Annotated in this window: 8 protein-coding genes; 1 reads left to right on the top strand and 7 read right to left on the bottom strand. The window is 46.4% G+C overall.

The window, feature by feature from the left end; translation table 11 throughout:
* Positions 1–136 precede the first annotated feature (136 nt).
* From ACFPFU_RS15115 to lpdA, 6 genes are all read right to left on the bottom strand, one after another.
* Complete coding sequence (locus ACFPFU_RS15115; protein ID WP_377065610.1) at positions 137–2599, bottom strand: glycosyl hydrolase family 95 catalytic domain-containing protein; 2463 nt, start codon at positions 2597–2599, stop codon at positions 137–139.
* Between the two features lie 450 nt (positions 2600–3049).
* Entirely contained in the window at positions 3050–4312 is a 1263-nt protein-coding gene (locus ACFPFU_RS15110) for a replication-associated recombination protein A (protein WP_377065609.1), read from the bottom strand.
* A 153-nt stretch (positions 4313–4465) separates the two neighbouring features.
* The gene (locus ACFPFU_RS15105) at positions 4466–7684 is read right to left on the bottom strand and encodes a TonB-dependent receptor (protein ID WP_377065608.1); all 3219 of its coding nucleotides are present in this window, start codon (positions 7682–7684) and stop codon (positions 4466–4468) included.
* Between the two features lie 300 nt (positions 7685–7984).
* Complete coding sequence (locus tag ACFPFU_RS15100) at positions 7985–9019, bottom strand: threonine aldolase family protein (RefSeq protein ID WP_377065607.1); 1035 nt, start codon at positions 9017–9019, stop codon at positions 7985–7987.
* A 13-nt stretch (positions 9020–9032) separates the two neighbouring features.
* The gene (locus tag ACFPFU_RS15095) at positions 9033–9473 is read right to left on the bottom strand and encodes a DUF2721 domain-containing protein (RefSeq protein WP_377065606.1); all 441 of its coding nucleotides are present in this window, start codon (positions 9471–9473) and stop codon (positions 9033–9035) included.
* Positions 9474–9589: 116 nt separating this feature from the next.
* Complete coding sequence (gene lpdA, locus ACFPFU_RS15090) at positions 9590–10987, bottom strand: dihydrolipoyl dehydrogenase (RefSeq protein ID WP_377065605.1); 1398 nt, start codon at positions 10985–10987, stop codon at positions 9590–9592.
* A gap of 220 nt (positions 10988–11207) precedes the next feature.
* Between lpdA and fabG the strand changes: the two genes are divergently transcribed.
* A complete protein-coding gene (gene fabG, locus ACFPFU_RS15085) occupies positions 11208–11954 on the top strand; it encodes a 3-oxoacyl-[acyl-carrier-protein] reductase (protein WP_377065604.1) in 747 nt (248 codons plus the stop codon).
* A gap of 424 nt (positions 11955–12378) precedes the next feature.
* On the opposite strand, the gene ACFPFU_RS15080 is transcribed toward fabG, so the two are convergent.
* Entirely contained in the window at positions 12379–13566 is a 1188-nt protein-coding gene (locus ACFPFU_RS15080) for a hypothetical protein (RefSeq protein WP_377065603.1), read from the bottom strand.
* Positions 13567–14027: the final 461 nt, after the last annotated feature.

Raw genomic sequence — 14027 nt, 5'->3', positions numbered from 1 at the left:
TTGAAATATCTATTAAATATAGGCGATCGAGTTTATAAAGTAAAATCATTTCATCGGATAGAGATATTTTCAGCTACAGAAATGCTGAAGGACAGTATTTTTATTGGATAACTTTTTAACCCTCTGGACTTCCGGATCATGGCTTCTTCATAAAATAAACGCCGTCTTTTTCTGTGGCAAAAGATCTCCAAGAACCGTTTGTTTCCAAAAACTTCACGCTGTTTCCCTTTCTATCCTCAACCCTAAATCCCTCAGGGACGGCTACCTGGCAATCCTGCCCGGCCAATGAAACGATTTGTGCTTGTTTGATTTTTCCCGCCTCCCATTCAAAATCAACTGAAAAAGCACCTCTGGCCCTCATCCCCATGACAGCGCCGTTTTGCCATGAAGCTTCTGAAGGCAATGCCGGCAAAAACCTGATGACTTCATTTTCACCATGGCTTTGTAAAAGCATCTCCGCAATTCCCGCCACGCCACCGAAATTACCGTCAATCTGAAAAGGTGGATGACCACAAAACAAATTCGGATAGGTCCCTCCATCATGGGTATTGAAATTGCTGCTATTTCCTCCTGCGGGTTTCAGCAATTCTTTCAAGAGCTTGAATGCGTGGTCGCCATCCCCTAACCTTGCCCAAAAGTTGATTTTCCATGCCCTGCTCCAGCCTGTGCCTCCATCCCCTCTTTGGTTTAAGGTTTCCCTGGCGGCTTCGGCAAGAGCCGGGGTATCCCAAGGGGTGATTTCATCATAGGGGTGCAAACCATACAAATGGGACACATGCCTGTGAAGCGGCTCAGCATCTTCCCAATCATGCAGCCATTCGTTGAGGTCTCCTTTTGCCCCAATCCGGTTGGGAGCCATTCGATGGCGGATGCTATCCAAAACAGCTGCAAATGAGGCATCCTTTCCCAATAACCTGGCCGCCTCAGCTGTGTAGCCAAAAAGCTCTCTGGCAATTTGCATGTCCATGGTTGGGCCCATGGCCGTCTGCCCTTTGAATCCCTCGGGGGTTATATAAGTATTTTCAGGAGAATTGGACGGAGCTGTCACCAGCCAGCCCTCATTTGGCTCTTTTATAAGAATGGCTGACAGGAACTCCGACGCCCCTTTCAGGACCGGATAGTAAGCCTCTAAGAAATTCTTGTCCCGGGAGAACCGGTAATGCTCCCAAATATGCGAGCACAGCCAAGCGCCCCCCGTCAACGTAGATCCCCAGGAAGCGCCTTCTCCCGGAGATGTAAAGCCCCAGGGATTACTGATCACGTGGGCTACCCAGCCGGGGGCGTTATAATATGCTCTGGCCGTTTTCTCCCCGGAATTGACCAGCGACGCTGTAAAGCGGTGTAAAGGCTCCGCCAGCTCTCCCAATCCTGCAGGCTCAGCGGGCCAATAATTCATTTGCACATTGATGTTCAAATGATAGTCCCCATTCCAGGGCGCCTGATATTCCGGCGCCCAAATTCCTTGTAGGTTAGCCGGCAACTCTCCCGGCTGGGAAGAAGCAATCAACAAATACCGGCCAAAATTGTAATAAAGCACCGGAAGCTGGCTGTCTGCCTCACCCCTTGCAAATCTAACCAACCGCTCCGGAGTTTCCAGTTGTCCGATACCTGGTTCGCTTTCAGCCAGTCTGAGATAGTGGCGGGAATAGTACCGCTGGTAAGACTGCAAATGCCTTTCAAAAAAAAAGTCCGCCTGTTTTGGTCCAAAGTGCGGCATTTTCCCCTTTACCTGTTCGACAGGGTCAGGCCCCCTGGCCGTATAATCATCAATATGATAATCCGTGGCCGAGACCAGAATCAAAAAACAGCTGTCTGCAGCCGATATTTCCAACTGATTTGTTTCAGCATCCGGCTTTACCTCGCCTCCTACATTCACCACACGAAGGCGGGCGGCAAATTTCATACCCGGTTGGTCTGCATTGGGAAGCTGGCCCGACATCAACAACCCATGGTCGTCTGATACCGAGGTTGATGCATTTTCTCTCCTATCCAGACCAATTTTGAAATCCAGTTTTCCTCTCTCGCTTGCGGATAATTTTACCACCAAGCATCCATCCTCTATGCTGGTGTAAGCTTCCTGGGTATACAAAATCCCGTTCCTTTTCCAGGTTGTGGTGGCCAGGGCTTTGTCCAAGTCTAATTTTCTCTGGTATTCGCTGACTTCTTTCAGCGTATCACGCCAAATGATCCAAAGATCCCCTAACGTCTGGTAGCTGCCATAAGGATCTTTTGCCCCGTTGCCAAAACCGGAGCCCCTGCCTTTGGCCACGAAATGGGCCTGCAACAATTCCTGCGCTTCCTTGTTCTTGCCCTCCAGCAAAAGCTGCTGAATAGGCTTCAGGTATTGATGGGCATCTTCCTTGTCCGCATCCTGAACACCTCCGGACCATAATGTCTTGTCATTCAACATGATCCTGTCTTTGTTGGCATGACCGGTAATCAAGGCACCCAAATTGCCATTTCCCAGGGGCAGGGCTTCTAAATAATTTTCTGCCGGGCTTTTAAAAAGTATTTGCTGTGATGCATCCTGCCCTATACTATCTAAGGTGAACAACAAATAAAGAACAGTTGTAGTCAGCACAAAACGAGTAAGTTGCATGGGTTTATCGGTGATTTGATGTAACTGAATAGGTTAAGAAAAGATCAAACGATTTCCTCTATACCTGAGGAAGATAAAAGCGCGTTAAATCTCATGAACAATTCCAGTTTTTTTTAATCCACGGTTTTAGTTATTGGTTATTGGGTTATTAGCCCTGCTTTATCATGTTAGTTTAGACCAGGTTGTCCCACTCCCTTCGGTCGCTCAGTTGTCGTCGTTGTCTGTCCGCCAAGGCGAGACTGTCAGGGTGGGTAGGGTAATCGACTTCCCCTGCACCCCAACCATGACAACTACGACGGTTTACACGGCACGGACAGCCGGGAGCGTATTTGAGCGGACAGAATTCTGAGGCGATCGCTATCTTTTTTTACTTTACAAAGTAGGGTTAGTGATTATCCTATTTCCCATCTCGGGCAACTCTTATCTTGATTATTGGCTCTTGGTAGATACTCAATATCCGTACTTCTTTCCCCATAGCTTCTGCAGCTGGCGTCTGAGCTCATTCTCCCTGGGATTCTGTCCCGGATCATACAGCTTGGTATTCTTGAGTTTGTCTGGTAGGTATTCCTGCTGTACAAAATTGTTCTCGTAATCGTGTGCATATTGGTAGGCCTTCCCATAGTTCAGGTCCTTCATCAGTTTAGTAGGAGCGTTTCGAAGATGTAACGGCACGGGGAGATCCCCCTCCTGTCTCACCAAAGCCTGCGCCTGGTTGATGGCCATGTAGCTGGCGTTGCTTTTGGGAGAGGAAGCCAGATAGGTGACACACTGCGACAAAATGATCCTGGCCTCCGGATAACCTATCATGTTCACCGCTTCAAAACAGTTGGTGGCCAACAGCAGGGCGTTGGGGTTGGCATTGCCGATGTCTTCTGAAGCCAGGATAACCAGCCTGCGGGCAATGAATTTCACATCCTCTCCTCCTTCTATCATCCTGGCCAGCCAATAGACCGCCGCGTTGGGATCAGAGCCTCTGATGGATTTGATAAATGCCGAAATGATATCATAGTGTTGTTCGCCTGATTTGTCATAAAGCGCCACTTTTCTTTGGGCCACCTCCATAGCGATCTCATTGGTGATCACGATGGGTTCTTCCTTTATACTGTCCACTACGATTTCCAGCAGGTTGAGCAATTTCCTGCCATCTCCGCCCGAAATCCGCAATAAGGCATCGGTTTCCTTCAGCTCCACCTCTTTTTTCCTCAGCACAACATCCTTTTCCAATGCCTGATGCATCATGGCCTCGAGGTCTTTTCTGTCCAAGGCATTGAGGGTGAAAACCTGGCATCTGGAAAGCAGGGCAGCATTGACCTCAAATGAAGGGTTTTCCGTCGTAGCGCCGATCAGCCGGATGATGCCTTTTTCCACCGCTCCCAGAAGGGCATCCTGCTGGGATTTGTTGAAGCGGTGGATCTCATCAATAAATAATACCACACCCTGCTGGAACCTGGCTTTTTGGATGACATCACGTATATCCTTAACGCCTGAACTGATGGCACTGAGGGTATAAAAAGGGGCTTTGACTTCATTGGCTATGATATTGGCAATGGTGGTCTTCCCCACCCCGGGAGGCCCCCAGAGAATAATGGACGGCACATTTCCCGACTTGATGGCTTTATATAAAAAAGTATGCGGAGCAGACAGGTGATCCTGTCCGATCAGGTCTTCGAGGTGTGCGGGCCGCATCCGCTCTGCCAGAGGTGTTTGATCCATGTGATGTGATTAAAAGGGTTCAAAAACAAATTTACCAAAAACGCACACCATACAAAATCCCCCAAAGCCCGGGTCAAAATAAATGTCAGATACCATAAAAAAACCGGACAACATACATGACGCTGTCCGGCCCAAACACAATTTTTTGATTTTTCAAAAGGAATACCTGGCTCCAAGCATCAAAGTAAAGCCACGTCCCTCATACCTTTTGGTTCCAAAATTTCTCCGTACGGCATACTGGATCCTTTGGGTTTCCGGGTCGAAGGACTGAACATCATAGATAAATTCATTGATAATGTTGTGATAACCTCCCCATTCCGGGTTAATCAGGTTTAACAGATTAAAACAGTCAAAATTTAAAGTAAGCTTATGGTTCTTGTACAATTCGATTTCCTGCAAAATCCTCAGATTGCTTTCAGGCATCCAGGGTCTGAGACCTCCATTTGGCCGGGCATACTGTCCTCTACTTGCTTCCAGATATTTTCTGGCTTCAGGGGAAGTGTTTTCAAACAGCCATTTGAGGTCCGCTGCGAATTGCTCACCCTGTAACGCCGCCGTCTGTGGATCATCAGGGTCAAATATAAAGGCAGTGTATCCAATTAGTTCCCTTATTTTTGAACCGTTCAAATCATTGTTGAACGTCAGGGCGGAAAACCTTCCTCTTTGGATCAGGTTGAAAAACAGGCCAATGGTGGTTCCCCCCATTTTTGGAGAAGTAATGTTAGCCAGTATTTTATGTTTGAAATCATCAGGAGAATATGCATTGTTAATAAAACTATAATCAAAATAAGACACACCGGTAAAACGCTGGTCGTCTTCATTCCGGAACCGTTCTGCCCCTCTGGCCTCTCCTCGGGAGTAACTCAGGTTGATCTTACCGCCGCGTGGCAAATCAAAAGCAGCATCCAACACCAATGCCTTGAAGCTGTTGGTATACCCATTGGTAAACATCAATGCATCCTCAAACTGGTCCGAAATCCTTGCTCCTCTAAAATTGTTGTTGCCGCGGTCGGCTACCGAATATTGGTCCAATGGGGTGTATACATGTCTTCCTCCTTCTCCATTAAGGGTAAATTGAACCTCTGGATTGAGGTTGGCGTTTTCCATCACGTACATGTTCCACGTCCTGTTATAGAATAAACTTGCCCCTACCCTCAGCCAAGGTGACAGGTACCGGTGATAACTCAGGTTGGTCCGGAAAGACATGGGTACTTCGAAATTTTCGTCCAAAAACCGCACTACCTGAGCAGCACTGCCTTCTGAGGGATAAAGATCCGCGCGGGTCAAACCGTCACCCGGAATGGTACTGTAATCCCTGTCGTACATCTCATAGTCAGGGGTAGGCATGGGAACCGGATTTCCGAATTCGTCGACATCCCCCCTGCTGATATCCACCCCGGTAAAGCGTATGCCGTTATCGATGAGAGAGTAAATATAAGGTCTGGTCACTACTTGGCCTACAAACCATCCCGCACCCCCATTGACAATATGTACCCCGTCGCCTTTCAGGTCCCAATTAAAATTCAGCCTGGGTTGTATGTTATTTAAGTCTACCGGCGCCACATCATTTCTATAACCCAATTCACTTTCAAGCAATGGGTTATAATCTGCTTTCGTCCCGAAAATATTCACATCATATCGAAGACCCGCAGACACTTCTAAGTTGGGGCGCAAAAAGGTAGATACCTGTCCATACAAAGACAGGTCAAACATCCATACACTTACAGGGTCTACCAACTCCTGTCCGGGATTGGTATGTTTTCGTCTATAACGATCAGGCTCGCCCCGCTCCAGCGCATCCAGGGTAAAGAAATCAAATCTTCCTTGGGTATCGTGGGTATAAATCCCCCGGCTATTGGTGATCAGGTTGTCCGTGCCGAAGGTAAAGTGATACTTACCTTTGGTCAGATAAAGGTTATTGACAATATTATAGGTGTTATTGGTTTGTTCCTCAGGAGTCCATCTGTTGTAACGGGGAACCAACGTATATTGCTCCATCACTCCGGGTGCGGTTTCTGATTCTCCCAGGATCCACAACTGAGGATGCCTTCCAGTGGTAATCACATTTCCTCTGAAGTTGTAATAATTCCCTATTTTGAGCTCATTGGAGAGGGTGGAGCTCAACTGAGACCGAAGAGAAAGCAGCGCATTATGGCCCTTGTCCACAAAATCATATGTTGAGGCGTGGAGGCCATACCGGCCTATATCACTGTTATTTTTATCAGGCTCCTCAAAGTTATTGGAGGTCAGTCTCAAAGTAAGGGTATGTTTTCGGTTGATCTGCCAGTCCAGTCTGCCAAACCAGGTATCCAGACTGCGGGTTCTTTGAAAAAAACCGTATTGCGGTCCATCATCTACTCCGTACCTTGGAGTCCTTAATATGGCAAGGGCCCGGTCCATGTCTTCCTGCGATATGCGTCCTCCATCATTGCTTTGTAAGACACCAGGGTCACTGGATTGCATCCATAAGTCGTATTGTTGATCAAACCTTTCCCCATCGTATACCACATAAAAATGAAGTTTGTCTTTTATAATAGGCCCTCCCAGACTAAAGCCTCTTTGGTTTTTGGTATCCCCGAGAATACTTCTTCCCATAAGGTCCTCATTGGCAGCAAGCCTTTCATCCCAATGGTAGGAAAAAACACTTCCCTGAAAGGTGTTGGTACCTGATTTGGTCACGGCTTTGATTCCTCCTGCGGCTCCTCTCCCATCTATCACGTCATAGGAATTGGTCACGACTTCAAATTCCCTCAGGGCTTCAATCGAAAGGCTATAAGGCGAGGAGCTTTCTCCCCCGAAACTGGCTTCTCTGGAATTTACCCCGTCAATTTGGATGGAATTGGAACGGGCACTCATACCCGATATATTGGTGCCGGAGCCAACCAATGGCGATAGGGCCGCCAAATTGTTGAAGTTACGGTCATTGGCGGCAAGGGTCTGCACATCCGTGGCAGAGATAGACGTAGAGGCGGAGAGCCTGTTGTCCCTGCTTCGAAATCCCGAACCACTAACGACTACTTCCTCAAGGCCCGTAGCCGACTCGCTCATGTCAAAATTGGCGGTCACACGTTCCCCTTGGTTGAGCACAATATTGGATTTCCTGGATTCCGCAAACCCGACAAAAGTGGCCGTAACCGTGTAAGGCCCTCCAACAGGCAGCTGGTTAAACAGAAAGGTACCGTTGACTGAAGAAACAGAAACGGTTTCAAACCCAGTGGATTCATTCCTTATCTGAACCGTGGCACCTGGCAACGGCATATTCTGATCATCGTAGACGGTGCCCGCAATGGACGCGTCAGTCCCTTGGGCATTGGAATAATGGTGTCCGGCACACACCAACAACAAGCTGAATAATAGGTAAATCTTCTTCATACTTAATGGATTTTGATGAACAACATTACAATACGGCTATTTTTTAAAGATGAAAATGTGATTAAAAAATTGTTATCGTTATTTTTATCCATTTAAAACTATTGAAAATATATTAAAAAATATAATTATTAAAATTTAATTATTAATAATACCGTTATAAGTATGGGTAATATAGGCGGGACTTCTATCTCTTTTTTAAAAAATCAACCCGTCTCTTTTCGGATATGAGTTGTTTGTTTACCTTCAGATTCTCTCTCATTTGGTTTCAAGTGACCATAAAAAAAGCTTCCCGAATCATGTCTATACGCAAATCTTTTGCATTCTCTCTTCAAACATCTCCAAAAGATTGTCATCAATATCCAAATGGGTCACCATCCTGATCCGGTCTTTTCCGAATTTGACTGCTCTGATGTTTTGGGCCGCCAACTTTTCCAGCATTTTCTCCGGATTTATGCCTTCCAGTATGGCAATGACAATATTGGTGGTCACGGGCAATACCTCTTTTACCAGGGAATGTTTGGACAACACCTCGCCGATCCTTTGAGCCCTGGTGTGGTCTTCTTCCAACCGATCCACATGGTGATCCAGTGCATAAATCCCGGCTGCTGCAAGCATCCCCGCCTGGCGCATCCCACCTCCAAAGGCTTTCCGGATTTTTCTGGCCTTTCGGATAGACGGCCGGTCTCCCAACAACACCGAGCCCACCGGGCAACCCAACCCTTTGCTCAGACACACGGATATCGTATCAAATACATTCCCCCAATCCATGGCGCTTTCCCCTGTTTTCACCAAAGCATTGAAAATCCTGGCCCCATCCAGGTGCAGCTTCAGGCCGTGGTCCTTACAGATATTGGAAATAGGCCGGACTTCCTCCAAGGGATAAACACTGCCGCCCCCTTTGTTCATGGTGTTTTCCAGTGACACCAAGACCGTTTCGGGAGCATGGTCATCATCAGGATTTATCGCCTCCCGTACCGCTTCTGCCGTGATTTTCCCATATGCCCCTTCCAACAATTTGACCGAAGCATGGGAGTTGGACATGATCCCTCCGGCTTCATACAGGTAGATATGGGAATCCCGGTGACAGATTAATTCCGTCTGGGGCAGGGTATGCAGGCGGATGGCTATCTGGTTGGTCATGGTGCCCGATGGGCAAAACAAACCTGCCTCCATCCCAAAAACAGCAGCCAGTTTCTCCTCCAGGGCTGTCACCGTGGGATCCTCGCCAAAAACATCATCCCCCAGCCTGGCAGTCATCATGGCTTCCTTCATCCCTAACGTAGGTTGGGTAAGTGTATCACTCCTGAGATCTATAGGCAATATTGAAACGTCCATAGCTTCTGAAAATCTATTTCTTTCTGATAATATCCCCTATGGACGTGCTCTTTCTGTTCAACACATCCTCCATATCCGACAGCTCTATATTCAAGGCTTTTGTGGATATCTGAAGTTCCATCAAGGAAATAAACAGTGAAATCAATAAACACAACATGCTGGCCATAAAGGTAATGTTAGCGGCTTCCCTGAACCCCTTATACAATAAAAACATGCAAACCACGCACAACAAAAAGCTAAGCACCCCAAAAATCTGCATGTTCTTGATCATATTTAAACGTTTCCGTAAATTCTTGATCTGCGCAATGATCATCTCCTGATCGGAGCTATCCAGGTATTTTTTATGCAGTCCACGGATAAGGTTGGCCATGGCCAAAAACCTGTTGGTATAAGCCAGCATCAGCAGGGTGATGGCTGAAAAAAGCAGGGCGGGAGTAGACAGTTGGAGTTCCATGGTTATTGCTTTTTTATGATGCCGCAATTTACGTGAAAATAAAATGCCCTGGAATGCTTCTAAACAAGTTGTTCCAGGGCGAATTATTTAAGTCTCCTAATGAAAAGAAGGGGAGTTTACAGGTGGATCACTTCCCCATAAGCGGCCGCCGCGGCTTCCATAACGGCTTCCGACATGGTCGGATGTGGATGCACGGCTTTAATGATCTCGTGCCCTGTTGTCTCCAATTTCCTGACTGCCACAATTTCGGCGATCATCTCTGTTACATTATATCCAATCATGTGCGCGCCAAGCAATTCGCCATATTTGGCATCAAAAATCAACTTCACAAAACCGTCCTTGGCTCCTGCAGCAGAGGCCTTTCCTGATGCGGTGAAGGGGAATTTACCCACTTTGATTTCATAGCCGGCTTCTTTTGCCTTGGCTTCCGTGTACCCTACGGATGATATTTCCGGAATACAATAAGTACAAGCGGGTATATTGTTGTAGTCCAAGGGTTCCGGGGATTGGCCGGCAATCTTTTCCACACAAATTATCCCTTCAGCAGAGGCCACATGGGCCAATGCCGGTCCCGGAATCACGTCACCGATGGCGTAATAGCCCGGCATGTTGGTGTTATAATATTCATCCACTTTGATCTTGCCCTTGTCTACCAAAATGCCTACATCTTCCAGGCCACAGTTTTCCACATTGGAAACCACACCCACGGCAGAAAGTACGATATCACAATCAATCTTCTCTTCCCCATCTTTGGTTTTCACAGTCACTTTGCATCCGGAACCTTTTGTATCCACAGAAGTGACTTCGGAACTGGTCATGATTTTGAGACCTTTTTTCTTATATATTTTCTCCAAAGTCTTTGACACTTCCTCATCTTCATTGGGAACGATTCTGTCCAGGAATTCAACGACGGTCACATCCACACCAATGGAGCTGTATACGTAAGCAAACTCAATGCCTATTGCCCCCGAGCCTACCACCACCATTTTCTTGGGCATTTTATCCAAGGTCATGGCCTTTCTGTATCCTACGATTTTCTTGTTATCGATTTTGAGAGCCGGTAGTTCTTTGGACCGGCCGCCGGTAGCGATGATGATATGATCTGCACTGTAAACCGTCTTTTTGCCATCCTTGTCCTCAACTTCCACTTTTTTTCCAGGCTGCACTTTACCCCAACCCGTCAATTTTTCGATCTTATTTTTCTTGAACAAAAACTGTATCCCCTTGCTCATGCCGTCAGCCACGTGCCGACTCCTTTTGATCATGTCAGAAAAATTGACCTTGGCTTTATCTACTGAAATCCCGTAATCTTCGGCGTGGTTAATGTATTCAAAAACCTGGGCACTTTTAATCAAGGCCTTGGTCGGAATACATCCCCAGTTCAAGCAGATCCCGCCGAGTTCCGCCGCTTCCACCACGGCGGTTTTCAATCCCAACTGGGAAGCACGAATAGCTGCAACATAACCTCCGGGCCCGCTGCCCACGACGATGACATCAAATTTTGTTGAAGACATATTTTTGTTTTTTTATTTACTTTTTTGCTATGCAAATTTATAAGAATAATGTTCAGAAAAAAATTTGGTTTTCAATAACAAAGCTGATAGAAACACGATTTTTACGGTGTAGCAAAGAGAATTTCAGAAGAAGTATAGAACCCATATCATTGACTGTTTCCTTTTTTTTATGAATAAATCCCTATTTTTGAAAATAAAAATTTCACCAAATATTCTACATATGGGATTACTTACAGGAAAAAAAGCCCTGATAACGGGAGCTTCCAAAGGTATAGGGAGGGCCATTGCCATCAGATTCGCCCAAGAAGGTGCTGATGTGGCCTTTACTTTTTTATCGAGTGTTGAAAAGGGCCAGGAACTGGAAAAGGAGTTAGCTGCTTTTGGTATTAAAGCCAAGGGGTTCAGATCGGATGCGTCGGATTTCCAGGCTGCCGAACAACTCATTAACGACGTGGTAACCGAATTTGGGGGGATAGATATATTGGTCAACAACGCGGGAATCACCCGGGACAACCTGCTTATGAGAATGACCGAAGAAAACTGGGATGAGGTCATCAACACCAACCTGAAATCCTGTTTCAATACCGTAAAGGCCATAACCCGGACGATGATGAAAGCCAAAGCGGGTTCTATCATCAACATTACTTCCGTGGTGGGCTTGAAAGGCAACGCCGGCCAGGCCAATTACGCCGCTTCCAAAGCAGGCATTATCGGTTTTACCAAATCCGTGGCCCTGGAGCTTGGTTCCAGAAACATCCGCTGCAATGCCGTGGCCCCTGGCTTTATAGAAACTGAAATGACCGCCGTGCTGGACGAGAAAACCGTACAGGGATGGAGGGACGCAATTCCCATGAAAAGAGGTGGTCAACCGGAAGAAGTGGCCGATGCCTGCGTATTTTTAGGATCAGACATGAGTTCCTACATCTCCGGACAAGCCCTTCAGGTCAACGGGGCCATGTACACCTGATAAAAAAATTCGATTCATAAAAAACCTTATTCCATCATAGCACGCGGATAACGCGGATTGAGCGGATTCACGCGGATTTTTTCTGTGACCATCTGCCACATCCGTGTCATCCGCGTTCCATTGCACTGGTGTTTTTCCGCGACTATCCGCTTCATCCGTGTCATCCGCGTTCCATTGCACCGGTGTTTTTCCGCGACTATCCGCTTTATCCGTGTCATCCGCGTTCCATAGCACCGGTGTTTATCCGCGACTATCCGCTTCATCCGTGTCATCCGCGTTCCATTGCACTGGTGTTTTTCCGCGACTATCCGCTTCATCCGTGTCATCCGCGTTCCATAGCACCGGTGTTTATCCGCGACTATCCGCTTTATCCGTGTCATCCGCGTTCCTTCATACTGACCACAACAGATCCTGATTGGGTAACCTAATTCTTTGTACCCGAATTCGACAAATCAACATGCCAGAATACATACTCGTCTTCAAGCGGTTGTTCCGGTTTGTTGAGATACAGCCCTTTTCCTGTTAAAAACCAATTCTCCAAATCCAGAACACTTTCAAAGTCAAAAAAATATTCTCCCAATGGCACCCATTCTCCTGTAAATACCTGGAGCACATAATGCTTGGTTCTTTCAAACTTAGTCTCCCCGATTCCTGATTCATTTATTTTGGATGCCCTGATAAACAAGTCATTTGCTTCATCATAAAGTAAAAAAATATGCTGAGAAGCTTCCTTCGGCAACATCCATACGGTAGAGGATTCAGCCACTGCTATTCTCTCACTCGGCATGTATTTGAAATCAACAGATGTCTGCGGTTTCAGCTTTTCCACCAGTTCCATATCCCTCAACTTGTATAAAGTATCGGAAAAAGGCCAACCAAGGTAATAATCTCCCCTTTTTGTGTCCACAGCCCCAAAAAGCTGGGTGGCTAAAACATCTCCCTGAAATAGCTCATATCCGCGTGGAATATGAAAAACGGAATGCCGTACCTGACCGGTTTTGAGGTTGATTTGACTCAGCCAAGATGAGAAATCCAATGGAAATTCCGAACTCATAAGCCTGGATTTGGGATCGAAATTTTTTAGGGGGTTCGAAGGATCCTGCCCAACTTGAATCCAGTCTCCGCACTCCACCATCAATCCTTTTCTGGTCTCCATAGTTACAAATTCAGAACTGTTGGAAGGAAGATGAAAATCCACCTTCCATTCATTGGTTTTCCTACCCGAGCTATCATATGATCCTACGTTCCCATTTCCACCGATAAGGATGACCTCACCTTCATTGCGTAGAAAAGCACTTCCTCCCCTACCCCCTTTCAAGGCTTCAGGACCCTCAAATGGGATAGATATTTTACGGATTAATTCGGAAGAACCGATGTCATAAAACTTAAATACAATTCCACTGTTATCCGGAAGATAAGAACTTAAGATCACCCAATCCTCCCTTTCAGTAACAGTCCTTAAATTGTGGATATATTTCGTCTCAACATCTTTATATAAAATAAATTCACCCACAACCAGTTCCTCAAGACTCCCTTGATAGATATCCAATGAAGACCTTGGCCTGCACGAACAAGCAGCTACCAAAATCAGCATGTATACAAATAGCTTCATGACTCCAATAATTTAAACTAAAAAATAAGTATTTTTTTAAGAATTCCATACATCGGATATTTAAATTTTGAATACAATCTCATAAAAAGTCAATTGGACCCATCGATATCATCATAAATAAACTCACTACCACTGTTCGTTCCTTCGCAATAATATGCTGATGGTTCGAAAAACCCACCACAAATGACATCGATCAGGCGGATTTTCACAGATTTTATCCGCAGGCATCCGCCCCATCCGTGTGATCCGCGTTCCATTGCGCTGGGTGTTCCGCGGGCATCCGCCAAATCCGTGCTATCCGCGTTCCATTGCACTGGTGTTTTTCCGCGACTATCCGCTTTATCCGTGTCATCCGTGTTCCATTGCACCGGTGTTTTTCCGCGACTATCCGCTTCATCCGTGTCATCCGCGTTCCATAGCACCGGTGTTTATCCGCGACTATCCGCTTCATCCGTGTCATC

The organism is Negadavirga shengliensis, assembly GCF_042652345.1.
Taxonomy (GTDB): Bacteria; Bacteroidota; Bacteroidia; order Cytophagales; family Cyclobacteriaceae; genus Negadavirga; species Negadavirga shengliensis.
Note: the sequence above shows the minus strand (reverse complement) of the source record. Positions and strands in the feature narration are given on the sequence as shown.

What these genes read in the sequence shown, in the direction of transcription:
- fabG (WP_377065604.1), top strand. Translation starts at nt 11,208, where the DNA reads ATGGGATTACTTACAGGAAAAAAAGCCCTGATAACGGGAGCTTCCAAA.
- ACFPFU_RS15080 (WP_377065603.1), bottom strand. Translation starts at nt 13,566, where the DNA reads ATGAAGCTATTTGTATACATGCTGATTTTGGTAGCTGCTTGTTCGTGC.
- lpdA (WP_377065605.1), bottom strand. Translation starts at nt 10,987, where the DNA reads ATGTCTTCAACAAAATTTGATGTCATCGTCGTGGGCAGCGGGCCCGGA.
- ACFPFU_RS15105 (WP_377065608.1), bottom strand. Translation starts at nt 7,684, where the DNA reads ATGAAGAAGATTTACCTATTATTCAGCTTGTTGTTGGTGTGTGCCGGA.
- ACFPFU_RS15100 (WP_377065607.1), bottom strand. Translation starts at nt 9,019, where the DNA reads ATGGACGTTTCAATATTGCCTATAGATCTCAGGAGTGATACACTTACC.
- ACFPFU_RS15115 (WP_377065610.1), bottom strand. Translation starts at nt 2,599, where the DNA reads ATGCAACTTACTCGTTTTGTGCTGACTACAACTGTTCTTTATTTGTTG.
- ACFPFU_RS15110 (WP_377065609.1), bottom strand. Translation starts at nt 4,312, where the DNA reads ATGGATCAAACACCTCTGGCAGAGCGGATGCGGCCCGCACACCTCGAA.
- ACFPFU_RS15095 (WP_377065606.1), bottom strand. Translation starts at nt 9,473, where the DNA reads ATGGAACTCCAACTGTCTACTCCCGCCCTGCTTTTTTCAGCCATCACC.